We start from the raw sequence: 20,982 nt of genomic DNA, 5'->3' as shown, positions 1-20,982 counted from the left end.
TACGATGCCGTCTCGTGAGTCCCCGTCGTGTTCCCGTCAGCCGCCGAGACCGGCCGGCGAAAGCGTTGCTGAGCCGCGAAAGCGTGGTGGCCGCGGCCTTGCGCGTGATGCGGCAGGACGGGCTGGAACGGGTCACCATGCGCCGCCTGGCGACCGAGCTGGACACCGGGCCGGCCTCGTTGTACGTGTACGTGGCCAACATGGCCGAGTTGCACGGCGCGTTGCTCGACGAGTTGCTGGACGGGCTGAAACTGCCGGGCAAGACGCGGCCGGCCGAGGCCCGCACGGTCCTGGTCGACCTGCTCTGCGACTACACGACCCTGCTGATGGAGTACCCCAGCCTCGCGCGGTCCGTGCTGGCGCTCTGGCCTTCGGGGCCGAACTACCTGCGGCTGATCGACAGCATTCTGGGCCTGCTGCTCACCGCCGGCTTCGGGCACCGACAAACGGCCTGGGGCGTCGACGTCCTGCTCCAGCACGCCACCGCGAGCGCGGCCGAGCACGGCACCCGCGCCGAATCCGCCGAGGCCGACGGCGAGACCTATTTGCTGGTCACGGCGATCGAGGAGGCCCCGGCGGCCGACTACCCGAACATCGGCCTGCTGCGGGACGAGCTGTTCTCCGGCACCGGCGGCGAACGGCTGCGCTGGCAGTTCGCCGCGCTGCTCGAAGGGATCGCGACAGCCGGGTAATTCGGGCACGGAACTCCTCCGGCAGCCGAAACGATCGAGCACCGCGACACTCGGGACGCGGCCGCGCGTACGCCTCTGACCTGCGCTTTTCCCGGGCAAGGGGAGCACGTCGTCACCCCGCGTGGCCAGATAACCTGCTCACTGTCGCGTTGTCAGCCGTTCGGCCGATTTCGCCCAGCTCTTCGGCCGATGTAGGCGCGGGCCCGGCGCGGAGAGGATCGACCGCGTTCCGTGACGAGCCGAAGGGGGTGGGGATGCCGGGCACCCGGGCACTCACCAGAACAGACCGCGTCTCGGCGGTCGTCGACCTGGACGCCGTGGCCGCCAACACGCGGCTGATCCGCGAGACATCGGGGACGCCGGTGATGGCCGTGGTCAAGGCGGACGGCTTCGGGCACGGGCTGCTGCCGGTCGCGCGGGCCGCGCTCGAGGGCGGGGCCGCCTGGCTCGGCGTGACGACCCTCGACGAGGCGCTGGAACTCCGGTACGCCGGGCTGCCGGCGCCGGTGCTCAGCTGGCTGCACCTGCCGGACGAGGACTTCGCGACGGCCATCGGCGAGGGCGTCGACCTGGGCGTCTCCACGGTCGAGCACCTGCGGTCGATCGTCGCCGCGACGGGGGACGCGCCCGCGCGCGTGCACCTCAAGATCGACACCGGCCTTTCGCGGAACGGGGCCGTCGCCGATTCGTGGGGCGAGCTCGTCGACGAGGCCTGGCGTTACGAGACCGCGGGCGCGGTGCACGTCCGCGGCGTCTGGTCGCACCTGCACACCGCCGAAGAACCCGAGACCGTGCCGGAACAGGTGCGCCGCTTCGAACTGGCGCTGGCACGGGCGAATCGCGCGGGTCTGCGCCCGACGGTGCGGCACCTGGCCAATTCCGCCGCCGCGCTGACCATCCCGGCCACGCGGTACGACCTGGTCCGCGCCGGCATCGCCCTGTACGGCGTCGAGCCCGCGCACCCCGGGCTGCGTCCGGCGATGACCCTGCGGGCGCGCGCGGTGCAGGTCAAGCGGGTGCCGGCCGGCACCGGCGTCTCCTACGGCCACGATCATGTCACCAGCCGGGCCACCACGCTGGTCCTGGTGCCGCTCGGGTTCGCCGACGGCGTCCCGCGCCTGGCCGGGGCGCACGGCGCGCAGGTGTGGTTCCGCGGCGCGCGGCACCCGGTCGTCGGGCGGATCGCGATGGACCAGTTCGTGGTGGACGTCGGCGACACGCCCGCGCACGTCGGCGACGAGATCGTCCTTTTCGGACCGGGCGACGAGGGTGAGCCCACGGCGGTCGACTGGGCGCGCTGGGCCGGCACCAACCCGCACGAGATCCTCACCGGCATCGGGCCACGGGTGCCGCGTCATCACCACCGCAGCGAAGGAGCTTTGCCTTGACCGCAAACCGGATCCGCGTCGCCGTGCTGCACGGCGGCCGCAGTGGCGAGCACGAAGTCTCGCTCAAGTCGGGCCGGTCCGTGATCGACCACCTCGACCCCGAGCGCTACGACGTCGTCCCGATCCTGATCACGCCGGACGGGCAGTGGGCGAGCGGCGACGGCGAGCCGGGCGGGCTCGCGCACGCCATCGGGCTGTTCGAGGGCGTCGACGTGGTCTTCCCCGCGCTGCACGGTGAATTCGGCGAAGACGGCACGGTGCAGTCGCTGCTGGAAATGGTCGGCGTGCCCTACGTCGGCAACGGCGTCCTCGCGGGCGCGGCGGGCATGGACAAGGAGTTCACCAAGAAGCTGCTCGTCGCCGACGGCCTGGAGGTCGCCGACGGTGTTGTCCTGCGCGCCGGGGACGAAACCCTGACCCCGGAAGAGATCGAGCGGCTCGGCTTCCCGATGTTCGTCAAGCCGGCCCGCACCGGCTCCAGCCTCGGAATCTCCAAAGTGGACGCGGAGGAGGAGCTGGCGCAGGCGGTCAAGCTGGCCAAGGACTTCGACACCAAGGTGCTCGTGGAGGCCGCGGTGCCCGGCCGCGAGGTCGACGTCGCCGTGCTGGAGCACCCGGACGGCCGCCTCGAAGCCGGCCCGGCGCTGGAGATCCGCATCGACGGCGGCCACGCGTTTTTCGACTACGAAGCCAAGTACGCCGACACCACCACGATCTTCGACATCCCCGCCCGGCTGGACGACGAGCTGCGCGAGGCCGTCGAACGGCAGGCGCTCGCCGCGTTCCGCTCGCTCGGCTGCCGCGGCCTGCTCCGCGTGGACTTCTTCCTGCGCGACGGCCGCACGCCGGTGGTCAACGAGGTCAACACCTTCCCCGGCTTCACCGCCGCCTCGCAGTTCCCGCAGATGTGGGCGGCCGCGGGTGTCGATTTCCCGGAGCTGCTGGACATCCTGGTGACGACCGCGCTGGCCCGGCGCTGAGGCACCTTCTACAACCGGACCTTCTACAAGAATGTGCTGGCTTCAGGCATTCGGCGGGTCGTTGCCGGTCGCGAGAACCGATAACATGCCGCGATGCGAGCCGACGACGCGTTCCTCACCCGGATCGCGACCGTGTCGCGCCGGCTCAAAAGTGAGACCGATCGGCGCTTGCGGGCGCACGGCGTGCACGCCGGCCAGCAGTTCGTACTGGGCTGCCTGTGGGAGCGAGACGGCCTGACCCCAGGCCAAATCGCGACGCGCATCGGCGTGGAGGCACCGACGGTCACCCGCGCGGTCCAGCGGATGACGACAAGTGGCCTCGTGCGCAGTGATCCGGACGAGCGCGACGGCCGCCGGGTGCGCGTTTGGTTGACCCGTAAGGGCGAACGCCTGCAGGGCGTGGTCCCCGCGGTCAGCCGCCAGCTGCAGGAGGACGCGCTTTGCCTGCTGTCACCGGAGGAACGCATTACGCTGAACGACCTCCTCGGCCGCGTGGACCGGGCGCTCGGCGGCTGACCCGTCCGATGTGGACGAACGCCGCGTCAGGCCGTGACGAGCTGCCCTGGCTCGTCGGCCGGGGCCTCCCGGGCGTACCGGCGGGCCAGCGCGGCGCAGACGATCAGCTGGATCTGGTGGAACAGCATCAGCGGCAGCACGATCAGGCCGACCTGCGCGTGCCCGAACAGCACGGTGGCCATCGGCAGCCCGCTGGCCAGGCTCTTCTTCGAGCCGCAGAACAGGATGGTGATCCGGTCGGCGCGGTCGAAGCCGAGCAGCTTCGCGCCGGTGCCGGTCACGGTGAGCACGACGGCGAGCAGCACCACGCAGACGCCGAGCAGCACCAGCAACGGGCCGATGTCCAGTTTGTGCCAGATGCCCTCGGTCATGCCCTCGCTGAACGCGGTGTAGACCACCAGCAGGATCGAACCGCGGTCCACCAGCTTCAGCGGCGCCGAGTGCTGCTTGATCCACGCGCCGATCCAGCGCCGCGCCAGCTGCCCGGCGATGAACGGCACCAGCAGCTGCAGCACGATGTTCAGCACCGCCGAGCCGCTGACCCCGGGGCCGTCGCTCGACAGCAGCACCGCGACCAGCAGCGGCGTCACCACGATGCCGAGCAGGTTCGACACCGACGCGCTGCAGATGGCCGCGGCGACGTTGCCCTTCGCGATCGAGGTGAACGCGATCGAGGACTGCACGGTCGAGGGCAACAGGCACAGGAACAGCACGCCGGTGTAGAGCGGGCTGGTCAGCAGGCTGGGGGAGAGCACGGAGGTGGCGAGGCCGAGCAGCGGGAAGAGCACGAACGTCGCGGCCAGGACGGTGACGTGCAGGCGCCAGTGGCGGAGGCCGTCGAGCGCCTCTTGGCTCGAGAGCCTCGCGCCGTAGAGGAAGAACAGCAGTCCCACGGCGATGTTCGACGCGATCCCGAAGCCGGTCGCGGTCCCGCCCGAGGCGGGCAGCAGCGAGGCGATGCCGACGGTGGCGAGGATGGCCGCGATGAACGGGTCGATCCGCAGCTTGGCCATGAGGGCGGCGACGGGGCGGGTCAACGGGGCGAGCACGGTGGTCATGGATCTCCCTTCACAGGTTATTGTGCGGCCGGCAGTGATCATTCGGAACCCCGATGACCGTACTGACTGTCATTGTGAACGCCGATAAGATGGACCGCATGCTGGATCCCCGTCTGTGCCGCTCCTTCCTCGCGGTGGCCGAAACCCGCAGCTTCACGGCCGCTGCGCGCCGGCTCGGTGTGGGCCAGCCCACCATCAGTCAGCACATCCGGCGCCTGGAGGGCGAAGCGGGCGGGCTGCTGTTCGCGCGCGATACCCACGCGGTCGACCTCACCGCGCGGGGCCAGGCGATGCTCGGCTTCGCCCAGACCATTGTGGACACCGAGGAGCGCGCGGCCCGGCACTTCCGTGGCGTCGAGGTCCGCGGGCGGGTCCGGTTCGGCTGCTCGGAGGACTTCGCGCTCGGAGTGCTGCCGGGAATCCTGCGGCGGCTGCGGCGCAGTCACCCGCTGGTGGACGTCGAGCTGCACGTGGAGCTGTCCGACGTGCTGGCCCAGCGCCTCGCCGAAGGCCGGCTCGACCTGGTGCTCGGCAAACGCCGTCCGGGCACCGGCCACGGCCCGCCGCTGCGGCGCGAGCCCCTGGTGTGGATCGGCTCCGAGGCCACCGCGCTGGAGCCGGGGCAGCCGGTGCCGCTGGTGCAGTACCCGATGCCGTCGGTCACGCGGCAGCTCGCGGTCGAGGCGCTGGAGCGCGCGGGCCTCGAATGGCGCGCGGCCTGCCTCACCTCGAGCCTCACCGGCCTGCGCGCCGCGGCCGCCGCGGGCCTCGGTATTACGGTCCATGCCCGGGGCTTGGTGCCGGCGGACCTCGTCGTGCTGCCGGACGGCCTCGGCCTGCCGGACCCGGGTGAGGTCGAGGTCATGCTGCTGTCCCGCGACGGGGCGGAAGGGCCGGCTCAGGCACTGGCGGACTTCGTGCGCGCGAAGCTGGGCACTGACTCGTGAGTGTTCATGCCGGTTCTAACCGTCATAAACACTCACGAGCTTCTTGGGGCAGGCGATCCGGATTCGGCGTCGGGCCGCCCTGCCCGCGGCATCCGGGGAACCATCCGATGCGGGTGTCGGTCCGCGACGGGGTGGCGGTGTGGACCTGCCCGGCAGCCGGGCGGTCATCACCCCAGTCGGCACCGTATAGCCGGTCAGGCGCCGGGCTCGGGTCGCTCGTGCCTGGAAAGCGCTCGCCGCAGCCGTAACAACGCGCGGTGCTGCGACACGCGGACCGCCCCCGGAGTGGACCCGACGGCGTCGGCCGTTTCCTCCGCGGAGAGGCCGACCACCACGCGCAGCAGCACGATGTCACGCTGGCGCTCGGGCAGGACGCCCAGCAGCTGCGACAGCCGGTCGTTCAGTTCTCCTTGCAGGGCCAGCTGTTCCGGGCCGTGCCCAGGCGCGGCCCGCTCCGGTGGGTCGGGGACCGGGTCGGTGCGGTTGCGGGCCGCGGCGCGGTGGGCGTCGGCGACCTTGTGCTGCGCGATGCCGTAGACGAAGGCGAGGAACGGGCGGCCCTGGTCGCGGTAGGAGGGCAGCGCGGTGAGGACCGCCAGGCACACCTCCTGCGCCAGGTCGTCGGCCGAGGCGTACGCGCGCTCCAGCCCGCCGACGCGGCCGCGGCAGTACCGGACCACCAGCGGCCGGATGATCTCCAGCAGGCGCGCCGCCGCGCGGTGGTCCCCGGCGACCGCGGCGGTGACCGCGCCGTCGAGGGGCAGCCAGTGCGCCGGGAAGGCGTGTGACGGCTTCTCTCGCGCCTGGTCCTTCACCCGCGTCAGCGTCGCTTCCACGTCGAGGCCGAGCCTGAGCGAGTCGAGCAGGGCGGCGTCCGCTTCGAGTACCACGGCCATCACGGCCTCCTCTTGATCCATGGGTGCCTCGCTGTGCGCGGTGGCCCGGCGCCGGAGCCGGTCCCGCGCGTGGCGCAGGTTGGAGCGCACGGTGGCCGCGGGCATCCGCAGCGCCGCGGCGATGTCCGCCTGGGTGAACTCGTCCAGCGACCAGACGAGCACCGTCCGCTGCGTGTCCGGCAGGGTCGACAGCACCTCGATGACCCGCGCGCTCTGCTCGACGAGCGCGGTCAGCTTGTCGTCCTCCTCGCCGGCCGGGCCGTCGTCGAGCCAGGCCTGCTCGTCCGCGACGCGCGCGGCCGCCAGCCGCACCCAGACCCGCGGGTCCCCGGCCGGCGGCCACGTCTCGGCGGCCTGCAGCAGGGCCTCGGCGGCGACGTCGCGGGCCAGCGCGGGCACCAGCCCCGACTTGCACAGGAACGCCACGAGCGGCACGAACTCGGAGCGGAAGAAGTCCTCCACGCCTGCCCACCACCCCTCCGTCCCGGAAACACCCCCGATGACTCAGGTGCGGTGAGCGGCTCCGCAGGTGTAACGATCGGATCACGGCACCGCGAGTAACTCCGCGAGTACTGGGGTACCTCCCTCCAATGGTCATCAAGGAGAGCCGTCGCCGGACCGGCCGCGTCACGCCGCACGTGGCCGGGAATGTGTTGCGGGGCACGGAAAAACCGGGCCGGTCCCGTGCGTGTCGCGCTGGACAGGCACCCGGACCGGACAAAAGGGCGGCACGACGTCACGAAGTCGTGGTGTGACCTGGAGCGGAAGGGCTGGGAAGATTCCCGATCCCTGGTACGTTGGATATTCGGTTGCCCACCCGCCTTCCGGATGGGGCAGTGCGATCGAGAACCCACCGAGTGCCGCGAGTGATGATCACTGCCGCGCGCCCGGGAGAACTCGGTTGACCGAGAAATGACAATGAATGACAGGAGGTGAAACGCGAAAATGGAACTCACGACCACCGGCTGGCTGTCTCGCGCAGCCTGCCAGGACGAGGACCCGGAACTGTTCTTCCCGATCTCCGAAGTCGGCCCCGGCGCCCGGCAGGTCGCCCAGGCGAAGGCTGTCTGCGCGCGCTGCCCGGTCCGCGAGGCCTGTCTTTCCTATGCCCTCGACAACGGGCTGGACAACGGGGTCTTCGGCGGTACCACCGAGGTGGAACGCCGGAAACTGGTCCGCACCCGAACCGTCTCCGCCGGAGAACGGCACCGCGCCGCCTGACCGCGCGCCGGTGACCACTCCCGGCGACGAGGGCGAGAGCGCCTCTCCCGGCGGCGTCATTTGAGTAGCGCCCCACTGGGGATCCGGCATCAGGCCCGGTCCGGCGATTTCCTGGAAATCGCCGGACCGGGCTCTCCGTTGTCAATCCGGCCAAAAGCAGGCGGGCACAGGTGACGGCCCGTGTGCGGCCGATTCGGCCGTGACTGTGGCCGGATTGGCAACGAATCCTCAGCACGCCTCGAGTGTCTCGGGTAAGCCGTACGGCGCGAAAGAAGGCGTCTCGAACGCGGCCATCGCGGCCACCAGACCGTGCTCGACCGTGAGCACAGTGACACCGAAACGGCGGAACTCGCTTTCGCCGCGGCGGCACACGTAAGTGGCCACCGCCGGCGAGCGGTTCGCCCGGATCGGCACCATCCGGAAGCGGCCGGTGAAGTACGGCGACTCCGCGTCGAAGCTCGTGGACAGCGCCCCGATGATCCGGGCCCGGCTGTCGAACCACAGCGGGTACGGCGGCATCACCGCGCGCGCGTCCTCGCGCAGCAGATCGGCGACGGCGCTCAGGTCCGCGGACTCGTACGCGGCGACGAACCGGCGCAGCAGAGCCGTTTCCTCGGCCGTGGTGACCGGTGGTGCAGACCACTCGGCGCGCCGGGCGGGCAGCCGTGAGCGCAGGGTCTCCCGCGCCCGCTGCAACGCGCTGTTGGCCGAGGCCACCGAAGTCTCCAGCAGCGCCGCGGTGTCCTTGGCCGACCAGTCGAGCACGTCCCGCAGCACCAGCGCGGCCCGCTGCCGCGGCGGCAGGAGCTGGATCGCGGCGAGGAACGCCAGCTCGATCGTCTCCCGCTCGACCACCGCGGCGCCGGTGTCGTCCGGCGCCGCGGCGTCCAGCAGGCGGTCGGGGAACGGCCCGAGCCACGGCCGGTCCAGCGCGGCCAGCTCCCCGGCGTACGGGTCGGCGGCGGGGGCCAGCTCGTCGGGCAGGGCCCGGCGGGGGCGCCGGGCGAGCGCGTCGAGGCAGACGTTGGTGGCGATCCGGTACAGCCACGTCCGCACGCTCGCCCGGCCCTCGAACGAGGACCGGCCCTTCCACGCCCGCAGGAACGCCTCCTGCGTGAGGTCTTCGGCCTCCTCGAACGAGCCGCTCATCCGGTAGCAGTGCACCCGGATCTCCCGGCGGTGCCGTTCCAGCAGGTCACCGAAACCGTCATCCACAGTCACCAGAGCACTGTAGGACTACGCGGACTCCTCCGCCGCCATCCGCTCCAGCCCGCTCTGGGTCTTGAGCGGCAGGTGCTTCAGGAACGCCACCGCCACCACCACGAGCAGCGCGATCGGCGCGCTGATCAGGAACAGGTCGCTGGTCGCGGTGCCGTAGGCCTCGCGGATCACGGTCGCGACCGGCGCGGGCAGGTCGGCCAGGTTCGGCACCTTCCCGCCCTCGCCGCCGGCGCTCGCGATCGGGCCGAGGCCCTGGCTGATCAGCGCGGCGACCCGGTTGGCCAGCACCGCGCCGAGCGCGCTGACGCCGATCGAGCCGCCGAGGCTGCGGAAGAAGGACAGCGTGGACGTCGCCGCGCCGAGGTCGTGCGCGGGCACGTCGTTCTGCGTCACCAGCACCAGGTTCTGCATCAGCATGCCGACGCCGATGCCCAGCACCAGCATGAACAGGCTCAGCACCACGATGCCGGTGTGCGCGTCGATCAGCCCGAGCAGGCCCAGGCCCGCGGCCATCAGCACCGAGCCGAGCAGCAGGTGGCCCTTCCACCGCCCGGTGCGGCTGATCAGCTGGCCGGACACGGTCGAGGAGACCAGCAGGCCGAAGATCATCGGCAGGCTCATCAGCCCGGCCACGGTCGGCGACTTGCCGAGCGAGAGCTGGAAGTACTGCGACAGGAACACGGTGCCGCCGAACATCGCCACGCCGACCAGGAAGCTCGCGACGGTGGTGAGCGTGACCGTGCGGTTGCGGAACAGCTTCAACGGGATGATCGGCTCCGGCACCTTCGTCTCCACGAACACCGCCAGCGCGAGCACGACCACACCGGCCGGCACGAGCACCGCCGTCTGCCAGGAGCCCCACGCGAATTCGGCGCCGGCCAGCGAGGACCAGACCAGCAGCGTGGACACCCCGAGCATGATCAGGAACGCGCCGAGGTAGTCCACCTTCGCGTCCCGCCGGATCGTCGGCAGCTTCAGTGTGCGCTGCAGCAACATGATCGCGGCGATCGCGAACGGGACGCCGAGGAAGAAGCACCAGCGCCAGCCGAGCCACGAGGTGTCCACCATGACACCGCCGATCAGCGGCCCCGCGACGGTGCCCACCGCGAACACCGCGCCGAAGATGCCGGAGAACTTGCCCAGCTGCCGCGGCGAGACGATCGCCGCCATGATCACCTGGGCCAGCGCGGTCAGCCCGCCGCCGCCGATGCCCTGCGCGACCCGGCTGGCGATCAGCAGCTCGATGTTCGGCGCGAACCCGGCCACCAGCGAGCCGACCACGAACAGCCCGAGCGAGAGCTGGATCAGCAGCTTCTTGTTGTACAGGTCGGAAAGCTTGCCCCACAACGGAACCGTCGCGGTCATCGCGAGCAGCTCGGTGGTCACCACCCAGGTGTAGGACGCCTGCGAGCCGCCCAGCTCGGAGACGATCCGCGGCAGCGCGTTCGCCACCACGGTCGAGGCCAGGATGGCGACGAAGATGCCCATCATCAACCCGGACATGGCCTGCAGCACCTGCTGCCGGCTCATCACCGCGGGCGCTCCGGGCGCCTCGGCTTCGGATACGGACACAGTGATCCCCTCAGTGGTAGGTGAGTGCGGGTTGGTTCAGTGCGGGTCGGCGAGACCGCCGGCCAGCGCGGCCACTGCCTCGTCGAAGATCTCCAGCAGCGGGCGCTTCCCGTCGAGGTCGCGCCAGAGCATCAGGGCGGCGTTGACCGCGGCGCCGACCGCGCTGAGCACCAGCGACGGGTAGACGTCCTTCGCCGGGTCGGTGCCGCTGCGCCGCGCGAGGGCGGCGACGGTCGGCTGGACGGCTTCGGAGTTGAGCGACATCGCCCGCAGCGTCAGCCCCGGGTTCTCTTTGATGATCCGGATCCGGGTGAGCCACTCGTCGCGCTCGGCGTCGATCTCGGCCAGGTCGTCACGCAACGCCGCGACCAGCGCGTCGCGGACACCGAGTTCGCGCGGCTGCGCGGTCAACCGGTCGACGAGCCGGCGGGAGCGCTCGACGTAGTCGGCGTAGGCGATCACCACCGAGTCCTCTTTGGACGCGAAGTAGTTGAAGAAGGTGCGCGCCGAGACCCCCGCTTCGGCGGCGATGTCCTCGACCGTCACCTGGTCCAGACCGCGCTCGCCGACCAGCCGCACGGCGATGGTGGCGAGCGTCCGGTGGGTTTCCAGCTTCTTGCGCTCGCGCAGGCCGGCAGCGGGGGACATGCGGCCAGCGTAGCGGGAAACTTTCACATTCTGCAAAGTTGCAGTTTGTGAAGCAGGCCACCCGGTAGGGGCCGGTAGGGGGCTGGCAGACTGCCGCGCGTGAGCGGAACAGTGCTGGTACTCGGTGGCCGGAGCGAGATCGGGACGGCGGTCGCGTCGCGGCTGGCCGCGGGCGGGGCGCGGCGGTTCGTGCTGGCCGCGCGGCCCGGCGCGGACCTGTCGGCGCAGGTGACGGCGCTGCGCTCGGCGGGCGCCGAGACCGTGGTGACCGCGGACTTCGACGCCGACGACCTCGCCGCGCACCGCCCGTTCCTCGACGGCCTGATCGCCGAGCACGGCCCGCTGGACGTGGTGGTGCTGGCCTTCGGCATCCTCGGCGACCAGTCCCGCGCCGAAACCGACGCCGTGCACGCCGCCGCGATCGTGCACACCGACTACGTCGCGCAGGTCGCCGTGCTCACGCACGCGGCGGAACTGTTGCGCGCACAGGGTTCCGGCAGTCTCGTGGTGTTCTCCTCGGTGGCCGGCGTCCGCGTCCGCCGCGCCAACTACGTCTACGGCTCGGCGAAGGCCGGTCTCGACGGCTTCGCGTCCGGCCTCGCCGACGCGCTCCACGGCACCGGCGTGCACCTCCTGGTGGTGCGGCCGGGTTTTGTCGTCGGCCGGATGACCGAGGGCATGACGCCGGCGCCGTTCTCCAGCACACCGGACCAGGTTGCGGACGCCACCGTGGCCGCCCTCCGGCGACGCCGCGGAGTCGTCTGGGTGCCGGGTGTGCTGCGGCCGTTCTTCGCCGTGCTGCGCCTGCTCCCGCGCGCGGTGTGGCGGCGGATGCCGCGCTGACCCGCGGCAGCCCCATCAGCCCCGGCAGCCACATTCCGCGCAGGGAGCGCGAAATCCCCCGTTAACACGAGTGCGGAACTCCCCGTACCCGAAGCGGCACACCGTGTTGTGACCGCTGTCGCGCCGGTCACAAAAGGCTGCGCCGAACGGGCGCCATCACATCTTTACGACAGGATTCTCAGCTTATTCCCAGCTAACGCGGTGATCCTCGAAGGAGAGGGACCACAGTTTTGCCGAAGCTAAGGGGAATCTGCCGTGCCGGTCACGTCTCGGGGTAGCCGTGTGGGCCGCCGCGTCGCGGTGGGCGTGGTGTCGACGCTCGTAGTGGCCGCCACCGGGTACGCCTGGGCGCAGCTGCACCGGCTCGACGCCGGCATCGTCACGGCCGACATCATCCCGCCGGCCGCCCAGGTGCCCGACGCCCCGGCCGGCCAGCCGCTGCAGGTCGCGCAGAACATCCTGCTCGTCGGCCTCGACTCGCGCACGGACTCGAACGGCAACCCGTTGCCACAGAACGTGCTCGACGCGTTGCACGCCGGAAGCAGTGCCGACGGTGGTGACACCACCGACACCATGATCGTCGTGCACGTGCCGGTCGGCGGCGCGGCGGCCACGGCGATCTCCATCCCGCGTGACTCCTATGTGGACGTTCCGGGGTTCGGCAAGCACAAGATCAACTCCGCGTACAGCCGCGCCCGCGCGGCCTCGCGCTCGAATCTCCAGGCGCAGGGCCTGAGCGGCCCGCAGCTGGAGGTCGCGGCGGACGCCGAGGGCGCGAAGTCCGCGATCGCCGCGGTTTCGGAGCTCACCGGGCTGACCATCAACCACTACGCGGCCGTGAACCTGGCCGGGTTCGCCGCGCTCAGCCAGGCCGTCGGCGGGGTGCAGGTGTGCCTCAACGCGCCGGTCCACGACACCTACTCCGGCGCGAACTTCCCGTCCGGCCCGCAGACGCTCTCAGGCGCGCAGGCGCTGGCGTTCGTCCGGCAGCGCCACGGCCTGCCCAACGGCGACCTGGACCGGATCGCGCGGCAGCAGGCGTTCCTGGCCGGCATGGCCAAGAACGTGCTCAGCGCCGGCACGCTCACCAACCCGGCGCAGCTCGGCGCGCTCGTCGACGCACTGCAGGGCTCCGTGGTGCTGGACCAGGGCTGGGACATCCTGAGCTTCGCCCAGCAGCTGCACGGCATCAGCTCGGGCTCGATCGGCTTCGTCACCATCCCGGTGCAGAGCCTTTCGCTGGCCACCCCGTCCGACGGCGACGCGGTGAAGGTCGACCCGGCGCAGGTCAAGACCTTCGTGCAGGCGCAGATCGGGTCCGCGACCAACTCCGCTTCCGGTTCGGGCACCGGCACCGGCACCGCCAGCACCCCGCCCTCGGCCGGCCACAGCGACGGCGTCCGGCCGATCGCGGTGACCGAGTCCGCGACCCCGCCGGCTTCGGGAACGCAGGGAACGCCGCAGCAGCCGGTGGCGTCGCACGCCACCGGCTGCGTGAACTAGCCCCCATTGCTCGTGAGTGGCTATGCCGGTTCTAACCGTCATAGCCACTCACGAGCCCTGGGGCGGCCGCGGGTCACACGAAAGCGCTCTGCCCCGTGATCGCCTTGCCGACGATGAGGGTATTCATTTCGCGCGTGCCTTCGAAGGAGTAGATCGCCTCCGCGTCGGCGAAGAACCGGGCGATGTCGTAGTCCAGCACGATCCCGTTGCCGCCGAAGATCTCGCGGCCCCAGGCGACCACCTCGCGCATGCGCGCGGTGACAAACGCCTTGGCCAGCGAGGAGTGCTCGTCCTTGAAGATCCCGGCGTCCTGCAGGCGGGCCAGCTGCACCAGCATGCCCCACGAGGCGGTGATGTTGCCGAGGCTCTTCACCAGCAGGTCCTGCACCAGCTGGAACCGGGCGATCGGGCGGCCGAACTGCTTGCGCTCCTTGGCGTAGTCCAGCGCCAGCTCGTACGCGCCGATCATCACGCCCAGCGCCTGCCAGGCGACCCCGCCGCGGGTGGCGCGCAGGATCTCCGCGACGTCGCGGAAGGAGTTGATGCCCTGCAGCCGGTTCTCCTCCGGCACGCGGACGTCGGTCAGGGTGATCTCGGCGTTCTCGACGATGCGGAACGCGAGCTTGCCCTCGATCTTCACCGGCGAGAACCCCGGGGTGCCCTTCTCGACCACAAAACCCTTGACGTTGTTGTCTTCTTCGTCGCGGGCCCAGACCACCACGTAGTCGGCGAAGGTGGCGTTGCCGATCCAGCGCTTGGCGCCGTTGAGGATCCAGCTGTCGCCGTCCCGTCGCGCGGTGGTGCGCATGCCACCGGCCACATCGGACCCGCCGAGCGGCTCGGTCATCGCGAACGCGCCGATCTTGTCCATCGCGGCCATCTCCGGGAGCCAGCGGTCCCGCTGCTCCTGGCTGCCGCCCGAGTAGATCGAGTACATCGCGAGTCCGTTGTGGACACCGAAGAAGGTGGCGACCGACGCGTCGGTGCGGCTCATCTCCATCGCCAGCATCCCGGTGAGCAGGTTGCTGACCGCCGGGCGGTGCTCGCCGTAGCCCTCGTACGGCATTCCGGCCAGGCCGCTCTCGCGGAACTTCCCGATCAGCTCCTTCGGGAACGTGCCCGCGGCCCAGTTTTCGTTCACCAGCGGCTTGACCTCGTCGCGCATGAAGGTGCGCGCCTTGAGCAGCAGCTTGCGCTCCTCGTCCGGGAGCAGCGTCTCGTAGTCGTAGAAGTCGGCGGCCAGCTGGTCTTCGAGAGTGGTCATGTCAGTTCTCCTCCGTGCGGGCACTGTCCAAAGCGGACAGGACAGCGAGCTGCTTGCGGTCACGCGTCTCGGCGAGTTCCGAGTACGTGGAGGAGCCGTAAGCCTTTTCCACGGCTTCGACGAGCCGTTCGGTCTCTTCCGGGCCCTGCGCCGGGTTTCCCAGGCCGGCCCACATCTGCTTCATCGACACGCCGATGTGCTCGGCCATGTGCCGGTAGCCGCCGGGGCCGCCGCCCAGGTGCGAGCCGAGGAACGGCCCGACCGTGGCCCAGCGGATGCCGAGCGAGTTGGTCATCACGGCGTCGAGATCCTCCGGCGTGACCACGCCTTGCTCGACCAGGTAGATCGCCTCGCGGTTCAGCGCGTTCTGCAGCCGGTTGCCGACGAAGCCGGGCATCTCCTTGCGCTCCACGACCGGGACCCGGCCGAGGAAGGTGTAGAAGTCCACGGCCGCCTGCACGGAGTCCTCGCTGGTGCGCTCGCCGGGGACGACCTCGACCAGCGGGATCAGGTGCGGCGGGTTGAACGGGTGTCCGATCAGGACTCGCGACGCGTCGGTCAGGTCGCCCGTGAAGGCCGTCGACGGGATCGCGGACGACGAGCTGAGCAGCAGGGCGTGTGACGGGGCCTCGGCCACCAGCGTGGCGAACAGGTCCTTTTTGAACTCGACGCTCTCCGGTCCGTTCTCCTGCACCACATCGGCGCCCCGGACCGCCTCGGCCACGCTGCCGGCGAGCTGCACCCGCCCGGCCAGGCCCTCGACGTCCAGGCCCTGCGCGGCCAGGTGCGGGGTGAACTCGGCCAGCGCGGCGGCGACGGCCTCGGCCAGGTCCGGCCGCGGGTCGCTGACCCGGACGGTCAGGCCGTGGCCGGCGAACAAGGCCGTCCAGGACAGGCCGATGGTGCCGGCGCCGATCACTGCCGCTGTCGTGAAACTGGTGTTCTTCATCGCCGGGCTCCCGTCAGGTAGTCGTGGACCGGCTTGACGGGGGCGAGGGTCAGGTCGGTGAGGATGTGGCTCGCGGAAACGACTTCGAGCACCGGCAGGTCGGCCAGCGGCGCGAGCACGTGCTCGAACAGCTGCAGCCGCGCGGGGCCGGTCCAGGCCTCCTTGACCACCACGTCGGTGATCTCGGTGCGGACGAGTTCCATCACCCGCGGCGAGCCGTCGTAGTCCGGGATCGTCTTGAGCATGAACGTCGGCACGGTGATCTGGGCGGTGGCCTCGGCGGTGTCGAGCCGGTTGTGCTTGTAGCCCATGGTCGCGGTGGCCACGCGGAGGCTGCCGTAGTCGAGCGTGCCGACCAGGGCGCCGTTGTCGACATAGAGGTTCGGCGCCCCGATGGTCTTGGGGTAGGCGCTGACCTCGCGGCCGGACGCGGTCGCCGGGAAGTTGTCCAGGTACATCGCGTGCAGGTACTCGCCGTGCTCGCCGTCGAGGACCACCGGGATGGCCTGGCCGGACTCGGTGTACGGGCCGTATCCGCTGACGTCGCCCATCTTCATCACCTCGAAGCGCACCAACGGCTCTTCGAACTTCAGGGGCTCCGGGACGACGGCGCGCAGGGCGTCGGCGTCGGTGCGGTAGACGATGTTCAGGTACTCGCGGTCGGTGAACCGCGGGACCACCGGCGCGAATGCGGGGTTCACCAGCGGGGTGGTGACGTGCTGCCGGACTTCCGATTCCTTCATGACTTCTACCGTCCCGTCCACTTGGGAGCGCGGCGCTCGGCGAAGGCGGTCATGCCCTCGCGGACGTCGGCCGAGGCCATCAGCGGCCCCATTTCCTCGCGCTGCGCGGCGAACGCGTCGGCGTCCGGCACGCCGTCGGCGGCGCGCACGATCTTCTTCACGGCGGCGAGCGCCAGCGGGGCGTTCGCCGCGAGGCCTTCGGCCAGCTGCAGCGCGACCCCGGCCGCGTCGCCCGCCGGGACCACCCGGTTGGCCAGGCCCAGCTCGCCCGCGCGGCGGCCGGTCACCGGCTCGCCGGTCAGCAGCAGCTCCATGGCCAGGTGGTGCGGGATCCGCTTGGGCAGCCGGATCACGCCGCCGCCCGCGGCGACCAGACCGCGCTTTACCTCGGGCAGCCCGAAGCGCGCGTCTTCGGCGGCGACGATCAGGTCGCAGCCCAGCGCCAGCTCGAAGCCGCCGCCCATGGCCCAGCCCTCGACCGCGGCGATCAGCGGCTTGGTCAGCGCGGCCTCGGTCAGCCCGCCGAACCCGCGGCCCGGGATCTCCGGGGACTCGCCGTTCAGCGCGGCCTTGAGGTCCATGCCGGCGCTGAACGTGCCGTCGGCGCCGGTGAGGACGCCGGCCCGCAGCCCGGGGTCGGCCTCCAGGGTGTCCAGTGCTTCCGCCAGCCCGGCCGCGACCGCCGCGTTCACGGCGTTGCGGGCTTTCGGGCGGTCGATCGTGATCAGCAGGGTCCCGCCGATCCGCTCGGTGCGCACTTCGGTGCTCATGACTTCACTTCTCTTCTGTGACAAGGTTTTTCAGCGGCCGGCCAGCTCGGCCAGTACCTCGGCGGTGTCCTGGCCCGCGACCGGCGTCTGGCGCCGGATCGAGGCCGGGGTGGCGGAGAACCGCACCGGGATGCCGACCGTGCGGATGGTGCCCTCGGTCGGGTGCTCGACGGTGTCGAGCAGGTGGCCTTCGCGGACGTACGCGTCTTCGTGCGCCTGGTCCAGCTCGAGCACCGGCGCCATCGGGATGCTGTGCTTGGCGCACACCTCGGCCCACTCGGCGGTGGTCAGCGCCGGGGCGCACTCGTCGATCAGCTCCGCGAGCGCGTCGACGTCGGCGTTGTCGATCGCCTCGCCGTTCACCCGCGGGTCCTCGGCCAGGTCCGGCCGGCCCGCCGCGGCGAAGAAGTCGCGGAAGTTCTGCGGGTTGTAGGGGATCACGCAGGCGAGGCCGTCCTTGGTGGGCGCGGCGCGGTGGCCCTTCGACATCGACAGCGGGAAGCCAGTGGGGCCTTCGGCCGGCTCGAACACGTGCCCGGCGAGGTGCTCGACCAGGTTGAACGCGATCAGCGTGTCGGTCATCGGGATCTCGACCTGCTGGCCCTCGCCGGTCTTGTCGCGGTGCAGCAGCGCGGCGAGCACGCTGTACGCGATGGTCAGCGAGGAGACCTTGTCGCCGAGGATCGTCGGCAGGTACACCGGCTTGCCGATCGCGCGGTTCGCGATGTCGACCAGCCCGGACGCGGCCTGCACGGTCTCGTCGTAGGCGGCGTTGCCGGCGCGGTCGGAATCGCTGCGGAAGCCCTGCGCGTGGGCGTAGACTAGGCGCGGGTTGCGGGCGGCGACCTGCGCGTAGTCCATGCCGAGCCGGGCCAGCGCACCGGGGCGCATGTTGGTGATCAGCACGTCGGCGGTGTCGATCAGCTTCAGGGCCTGCTCGCGCTCGCCGGCGTCCTTCAGGTTGAGTGCGACGCTGCGCTTGTTGCGGTTCACGTTCAGGTTGAGCGGGGTCATGCCCGGCGTGGTGCGGTACCGGCCGACCCGCACGGTGTCGGCGGGGGACTCGATCTTGATCACGTCGGCGCCCAGGTCACCGAGGATCTGCGCCGCGTACGGGCCCATCACCACGGTCGAGAGGTCGATCACCCGCACCCCGTCGAGCGGGCCGGCGGTCTTCGTGTCGTCCATCATCTTCCCTTTCACGCCTGCGGTTCTTGCTCTGCCACCGAAGTTAGTGGCGAACGCGGGGAAAGGGAATGATCGAAATGCTCGGAATGGTATGATCGCCGTGGTCATACCATTCTTGGTTGGGTAAACAGAGCAGATTTAGCTGGTCAGCGGCTCGGCGAAGACCTCGCGGGCGGCGGCGACGAGTTCGGCAAGGTCGCCGGAGTCGCCCCGGTCACGTCGCCAGACCAGGTTGGTGTCCAGCTCGGGCCGGAAATCCGTGAACGGCAGCACGGCCATGTTCTCCAGCCGGTACAGCTGCATGGGGCTGGCCTCGTCCAGCATGGAAATGGAGAACGCGAGCCCGGAGGAAATGATTTCGGAAACGCCGCCGTAGCCGGTGTTGGACAGTTTGATGCGTTTTTTGATGCCGAGTGAAGTCAATTGGTGGTCGAGCTGCTCGAAATACGCCGGGGTGGATTCCTCGGGGGAGGCGACGTAGGCGTAGCCGGTCAGCTCGGAAAGGCTCACGGCCTCGCGCCCGGCGAACTGGTCGGCCGGGACGACGGCGCCGAGCCGCTCGGTCATCACCGGCAGCGCGTCGAGCGCCGGGTCGGCGACCGGCATCCGGGCCAGTGCCAGGGCCAGCTTCCCCTCCTGGACGGCGGCGAGCAGGTCGGGGCTCGCGCCGGGCCAGCGCTTCAGCTCGAACCGGTCGCGCACGCGCTCGGCCAGTGCGTTCACGCGGTCGCGCAGGTCCGGGTGCACGCCGGCGGGCATGCCGAGGAAAACGGTGCTGCGCTGGGGTTTCGTCGCCTCGCGCAGACGCCACGGGATGGCGTTCACCTGTTCCAGGACGTCGCGCGCCAGCGGCAGCAGCGCGGTGCCCGCGGGGGTGAGCGTGACGTGGTGGGTGCTGCGGTCGAACAGCTGCTGGCCCAGCTCGTGCTCGAGGTCCTTGACCCGCTGGCTGAGCGGCGACGCGGCCATGTGCAGCCTGCGGGCGGCGGCGGAGAAGTTGAGTTCCTCGGCGACCGCCACGAAATAACGCAGGTGCAGCATTTCCACGCCGGTCAGCCTAACGGCCGGCGGCGGCCGGGCCGGGATTCCGCCACCCCCGCCGTGACCGGGTTCACCAGGTCGGGATCAGCCCGCCGTCGATCCGCAGGTCCGCTCCGGTGACGTTCGCGGACCGGTCGCCCGCCAGGTAGAGCACCGCGTCGGCGACCTCCTCGGGCTGGGTGAACCGGCCGGTCACGGAGTCCTTCGCCGCGCCGCGCACCACGTCGTCGGCGCTCTGGCCGGTGGCGCGCGAGACGGTGTCGGCCACACCGCCTTCGCCGAGCCACAACGCGGTGGCGACGGGGCCGGGGCTGATGGTGTTCACGCGCACGCCGTCGCCGCCGACCTCGCGCGCGAGCGCTTTGCAGAAGTTCGCCAGCGCCGCTTTGGCCGCGCCGTAGTCGATCACCGCGGGGTCGGCGAGGGTGCTGTTGACCGAGCTGATGGTGATGATCGAGCCGCGCCCGGCGGCGAGCATCCCGGGCAGCACGGCGCGCGTCGCGCGGACGGCGGCCATCAGGTTCAGCTCCAGCGACCGCGCCCACAGCTCGTCGGTCACCGACAGGAAGCCGCCGGTGCGGGCCGGCGCCGAGCCGACGTTGTTGACCAGGATGTCCACCCGCTCGCCCGCGGCGGCGACCAGCTCGCCGGGCCCGCCGGGCTCGGCGAGGTCGACCTCCACCACGCGGACGGCGTCGCCCAGCTCAGCCAGTTCGGGGGTCGACTGGCGCGCGCCCGCGACCACCAGCACGCCCTCGTCGACCAGCCGCCGCGTGACGGCGAGACCGATACCCCGGCTCGCTCCGGTGACGACCGCGGTGCGGCCCTTCAGTCCCAGGTCCATGACCGGCTCCGTCCTCGCGGCCGAGGCCGGTCGCAGGGGTTGAGACTAGCCGTCGGGGGAGGGGGAAGCGCCGGAATTGTGCGGCTTGTGGGGATCAGGCCGGTGCGCTGCCGCGGCGCAGCAGGGTCAGCAGGTGGTCCGTGCGGGCCGCGGGGGCGCCGGAGAGCGCGATCCCGGTGGCCAGCAGGAGCAGGTCCAGCGGCTCGACGTCCTCGGCGAGCCGGGCGCGGGCGGCGAGCGCGGCCGCGGTGGCGTTGATCGTCCCGTGCCACTCGGCGAACCGGGCCTCGCGGTCGCCTGGTTCGTCCGAAATGGACAGTGCCAGCTCGCGCTTGTCCTTGACGTGCTCGACGAACCGGCGCAGCCACTGGTACAGCGCTTCGTCCGGGTCCGGCGACGACAGCAGTGCTTCGCCTTCCGTGCGCAACGTTTCGACTTCACCCGCGTAAACGGCGGCGAGCAGTTCCCGGCGGTTCGGGAAGTGCCGGTACATCGTCGCGTTGCCGACGCCGGCGTGCCGGGCCACCCGGTCGAGCGGCGCACCCGGCCCGTCCGCGGCGAAGACCTCCCGCGCGGCGGCGAGCAGCAGGGCGCGGTTGTCCCGCGCGTCCGCCCGGAGTTGCTTGGCCATCAAGGACTCCTTGTCAATCGGGGAGGTCCCCGGTTAGTGTACGGGCGGTCAACCGGGGAGCTCCCCG

The 20,982-nt window shown here is 71.0% G+C and carries 21 protein-coding genes and 1 pseudogene; 8 read left to right on the top strand and 14 right to left on the bottom strand.

What is annotated here, in order from left to right; translation table 11 throughout:
- The first annotated feature begins 14 nt into the window (after nt 1–14).
- The 4 genes from OG371_RS46710 to OG371_RS46695 all read left to right on the top strand — a co-directional run bounded on the left by OG371_RS46710 (nt 15) and on the right by OG371_RS46695 (nt 3,576).
- Nucleotides 15–692, top strand: coding sequence for a TetR/AcrR family transcriptional regulator (locus OG371_RS46710; RefSeq protein WP_329064077.1), 678 nt, complete (start codon nt 15–17; stop codon nt 690–692).
- A 254-nt stretch (nt 693–946) separates the two neighbouring features.
- Nucleotides 947–2,080 (top strand): alanine racemase, encoded by a 1,134-nt coding sequence (alr, locus tag OG371_RS46705; protein WP_329064075.1) that lies wholly within the window; start codon nt 947–949, stop codon nt 2,078–2,080.
- The gene (locus OG371_RS46700; protein WP_329064073.1) at nt 2,077–3,060 is read left to right on the top strand and encodes a D-alanine--D-alanine ligase family protein; all 984 of its coding nucleotides are present in this window, start codon (nt 2,077–2,079) and stop codon (nt 3,058–3,060) included. Before alr ends, OG371_RS46700 begins: the two co-directional genes overlap by 4 nt.
- Before the next feature lie 93 nt (nt 3,061–3,153).
- Nucleotides 3,154–3,576, top strand: coding sequence for a MarR family winged helix-turn-helix transcriptional regulator (locus OG371_RS46695; protein WP_329064070.1), 423 nt, complete (start codon nt 3,154–3,156; stop codon nt 3,574–3,576).
- 26 nt (nt 3,577–3,602) lie between these two features.
- Here OG371_RS46695 and OG371_RS46690 read toward each other — a convergent pair whose 3' ends face one another.
- On the bottom strand, nt 3,603–4,589 hold the full coding sequence (locus tag OG371_RS46690; protein ID WP_442876217.1) for a bile acid:sodium symporter family protein: 987 nt from the start codon (nt 4,587–4,589) through the stop codon (nt 3,603–3,605).
- A 143-nt stretch (nt 4,590–4,732) separates the two neighbouring features.
- Between OG371_RS46690 and OG371_RS46685 the strand changes: the two genes are divergently transcribed.
- Nucleotides 4,733–5,581, top strand: a complete 849-nt coding sequence (locus OG371_RS46685) for a LysR family transcriptional regulator (RefSeq protein ID WP_329064066.1) — start codon at nt 4,733–4,735, stop codon at nt 5,579–5,581.
- A 194-nt stretch (nt 5,582–5,775) separates the two neighbouring features.
- Here the strand turns inward: OG371_RS46685 and OG371_RS46680 are convergent, their stop codons facing one another.
- The gene (locus OG371_RS46680; RefSeq protein WP_329073460.1) at nt 5,776–6,498 is read right to left on the bottom strand and encodes a sigma-70 family RNA polymerase sigma factor; all 723 of its coding nucleotides are present in this window, start codon (nt 6,496–6,498) and stop codon (nt 5,776–5,778) included.
- 42 nt (nt 6,499–6,540) lie between these two features.
- Nucleotides 6,541–6,672 (bottom strand): annotated as a pseudogene (locus OG371_RS46675) (sigma factor-like helix-turn-helix DNA-binding protein); the annotation flags it as partial.
- A 750-nt stretch (nt 6,673–7,422) separates the two neighbouring features.
- On the opposite strand from OG371_RS46675, the gene OG371_RS46670 reads away from it, so the two are divergent.
- Nucleotides 7,423–7,698: a WhiB family transcriptional regulator gene (locus OG371_RS46670; RefSeq protein ID WP_091616564.1), complete on the top strand. Its 276-nt coding sequence runs from the start codon at nt 7,423–7,425 to the stop codon at nt 7,696–7,698.
- Nucleotides 7,699–7,926: 228 nt separating this feature from the next.
- On the opposite strand, the gene OG371_RS46665 is transcribed toward OG371_RS46670, so the two are convergent.
- The 3 genes from OG371_RS46665 to OG371_RS46655 all read right to left on the bottom strand — a co-directional run bounded on the left by OG371_RS46665 (nt 7,927) and on the right by OG371_RS46655 (nt 11,139).
- Nucleotides 7,927–8,919 (bottom strand): RNA polymerase subunit sigma-70, encoded by a 993-nt coding sequence (locus OG371_RS46665; protein WP_329064063.1) that lies wholly within the window; start codon nt 8,917–8,919, stop codon nt 7,927–7,929.
- 15 nt (nt 8,920–8,934) lie between these two features.
- Nucleotides 8,935–10,449, bottom strand: coding sequence for an MDR family MFS transporter (locus OG371_RS46660; protein ID WP_329073459.1), 1,515 nt, complete (start codon nt 10,447–10,449; stop codon nt 8,935–8,937).
- Nucleotides 10,450–10,527: 78 nt separating this feature from the next.
- Entirely contained in the window at nt 10,528–11,139 is a 612-nt protein-coding gene (locus tag OG371_RS46655; RefSeq protein ID WP_329064062.1) for a TetR/AcrR family transcriptional regulator, read from the bottom strand.
- Nucleotides 11,140–11,238: 99 nt separating this feature from the next.
- Here OG371_RS46655 and OG371_RS46650 point away from each other — a divergent pair, with 99 nt between their 5' ends.
- Together OG371_RS46650 and OG371_RS46645 are read left to right on the top strand one after the other, a co-directional pair.
- On the top strand, nt 11,239–11,982 hold the full coding sequence (locus OG371_RS46650) for an SDR family NAD(P)-dependent oxidoreductase (protein ID WP_329064060.1): 744 nt from the start codon (nt 11,239–11,241) through the stop codon (nt 11,980–11,982).
- Nucleotides 11,983–12,237: 255 nt separating this feature from the next.
- Complete coding sequence (locus OG371_RS46645; RefSeq protein WP_329064058.1) at nt 12,238–13,485, top strand: LCP family protein; 1,248 nt, start codon at nt 12,238–12,240, stop codon at nt 13,483–13,485.
- A gap of 73 nt (nt 13,486–13,558) precedes the next feature.
- Here the strand turns inward: OG371_RS46645 and OG371_RS46640 are convergent, their stop codons facing one another.
- From OG371_RS46640 to OG371_RS46605, 8 genes are all read right to left on the bottom strand, one after another.
- The gene (locus OG371_RS46640) at nt 13,559–14,749 is read right to left on the bottom strand and encodes an acyl-CoA dehydrogenase family protein (protein ID WP_329064056.1); all 1,191 of its coding nucleotides are present in this window, start codon (nt 14,747–14,749) and stop codon (nt 13,559–13,561) included.
- A gap of 1 nt (nt 14,750) precedes the next feature.
- Nucleotides 14,751–15,698 (bottom strand): 3-hydroxyacyl-CoA dehydrogenase NAD-binding domain-containing protein, encoded by a 948-nt coding sequence (locus tag OG371_RS46635; RefSeq protein ID WP_329064054.1) that lies wholly within the window; start codon nt 15,696–15,698, stop codon nt 14,751–14,753.
- Complete coding sequence (locus OG371_RS46630; protein WP_091616576.1) at nt 15,695–16,441, bottom strand: acetoacetate decarboxylase; 747 nt, start codon at nt 16,439–16,441, stop codon at nt 15,695–15,697. The genes OG371_RS46635 and OG371_RS46630 overlap by 4 nt, the downstream gene beginning before the upstream one ends.
- Before the next feature lie 5 nt (nt 16,442–16,446).
- Nucleotides 16,447–17,211, bottom strand: a complete 765-nt coding sequence (locus OG371_RS46625) for a crotonase/enoyl-CoA hydratase family protein (protein WP_329064051.1) — start codon at nt 17,209–17,211, stop codon at nt 16,447–16,449.
- A gap of 30 nt (nt 17,212–17,241) precedes the next feature.
- Nucleotides 17,242–18,399 carry a CaiB/BaiF CoA transferase family protein gene (locus tag OG371_RS46620; RefSeq protein WP_329073458.1) on the bottom strand — a complete coding sequence of 386 codons (1,158 nt, stop codon included), beginning with the start codon at nt 18,397–18,399 and terminating at the stop codon, nt 17,242–17,244.
- Between the two features lie 138 nt (nt 18,400–18,537).
- Nucleotides 18,538–19,446, bottom strand: coding sequence for a LysR family transcriptional regulator (locus OG371_RS46615; RefSeq protein ID WP_329064049.1), 909 nt, complete (start codon nt 19,444–19,446; stop codon nt 18,538–18,540).
- Between the two features lie 64 nt (nt 19,447–19,510).
- Complete coding sequence (locus OG371_RS46610) at nt 19,511–20,284, bottom strand: SDR family NAD(P)-dependent oxidoreductase (RefSeq protein WP_329064047.1); 774 nt, start codon at nt 20,282–20,284, stop codon at nt 19,511–19,513.
- A gap of 94 nt (nt 20,285–20,378) precedes the next feature.
- Complete coding sequence (locus OG371_RS46605; protein WP_329064045.1) at nt 20,379–20,915, bottom strand: TetR/AcrR family transcriptional regulator; 537 nt, start codon at nt 20,913–20,915, stop codon at nt 20,379–20,381.
- Nucleotides 20,916–20,982: the final 67 nt, after the last annotated feature.

The organism is Amycolatopsis sp. NBC_01480, from assembly GCF_036227205.1.
Taxonomy (GTDB): domain Bacteria; phylum Actinomycetota; class Actinomycetes; order Mycobacteriales; family Pseudonocardiaceae; genus Amycolatopsis.
Note: the sequence above shows the minus strand (reverse complement) of the source record. Positions and strands in the feature narration are given on the sequence as shown.

Excerpts from the sequence above, each read along its gene's own strand:
- OG371_RS46670 (WP_091616564.1), top strand. The coding sequence starts at position 7,423 with ATGGAACTCACGACCACCGGCTGGCTGTCTCGCGCAGCCTGCCAGGAC.
- OG371_RS46625 (WP_329064051.1), bottom strand. The coding sequence starts at position 17,211 with ATGAGCACCGAAGTGCGCACCGAGCGGATCGGCGGGACCCTGCTGATC.
- alr (WP_329064075.1), top strand. The coding sequence starts at position 947 with ATGCCGGGCACCCGGGCACTCACCAGAACAGACCGCGTCTCGGCGGTC.
- OG371_RS46620 (WP_329073458.1), bottom strand. The coding sequence starts at position 18,399 with ATGGACGACACGAAGACCGCCGGCCCGCTCGACGGGGTGCGGGTGATC.
- OG371_RS46680 (WP_329073460.1), bottom strand. The coding sequence starts at position 6,498 with ATGGATCAAGAGGAGGCCGTGATGGCCGTGGTACTCGAAGCGGACGCC.
- OG371_RS46605 (WP_329064045.1), bottom strand. The coding sequence starts at position 20,915 with ATGGCCAAGCAACTCCGGGCGGACGCGCGGGACAACCGCGCCCTGCTG.
- OG371_RS46655 (WP_329064062.1), bottom strand. The coding sequence starts at position 11,139 with ATGTCCCCCGCTGCCGGCCTGCGCGAGCGCAAGAAGCTGGAAACCCAC.
- OG371_RS46660 (WP_329073459.1), bottom strand. The coding sequence starts at position 10,449 with ATGAGCCGGCAGCAGGTGCTGCAGGCCATGTCCGGGTTGATGATGGGC.
- OG371_RS46630 (WP_091616576.1), bottom strand. The coding sequence starts at position 16,441 with ATGAAGGAATCGGAAGTCCGGCAGCACGTCACCACCCCGCTGGTGAAC.
- OG371_RS46695 (WP_329064070.1), top strand. The coding sequence starts at position 3,154 with ATGCGAGCCGACGACGCGTTCCTCACCCGGATCGCGACCGTGTCGCGC.
- OG371_RS46690 (WP_442876217.1), bottom strand. The coding sequence starts at position 4,589 with ATGGCCAAGCTGCGGATCGACCCGTTCATCGCGGCCATCCTCGCCACC.
- OG371_RS46685 (WP_329064066.1), top strand. The coding sequence starts at position 4,733 with ATGCTGGATCCCCGTCTGTGCCGCTCCTTCCTCGCGGTGGCCGAAACC.
- OG371_RS46635 (WP_329064054.1), bottom strand. The coding sequence starts at position 15,698 with ATGAAGAACACCAGTTTCACGACAGCGGCAGTGATCGGCGCCGGCACC.
- OG371_RS46610 (WP_329064047.1), bottom strand. The coding sequence starts at position 20,284 with ATGGACCTGGGACTGAAGGGCCGCACCGCGGTCGTCACCGGAGCGAGC.
- OG371_RS46640 (WP_329064056.1), bottom strand. The coding sequence starts at position 14,749 with ATGACCACTCTCGAAGACCAGCTGGCCGCCGACTTCTACGACTACGAG.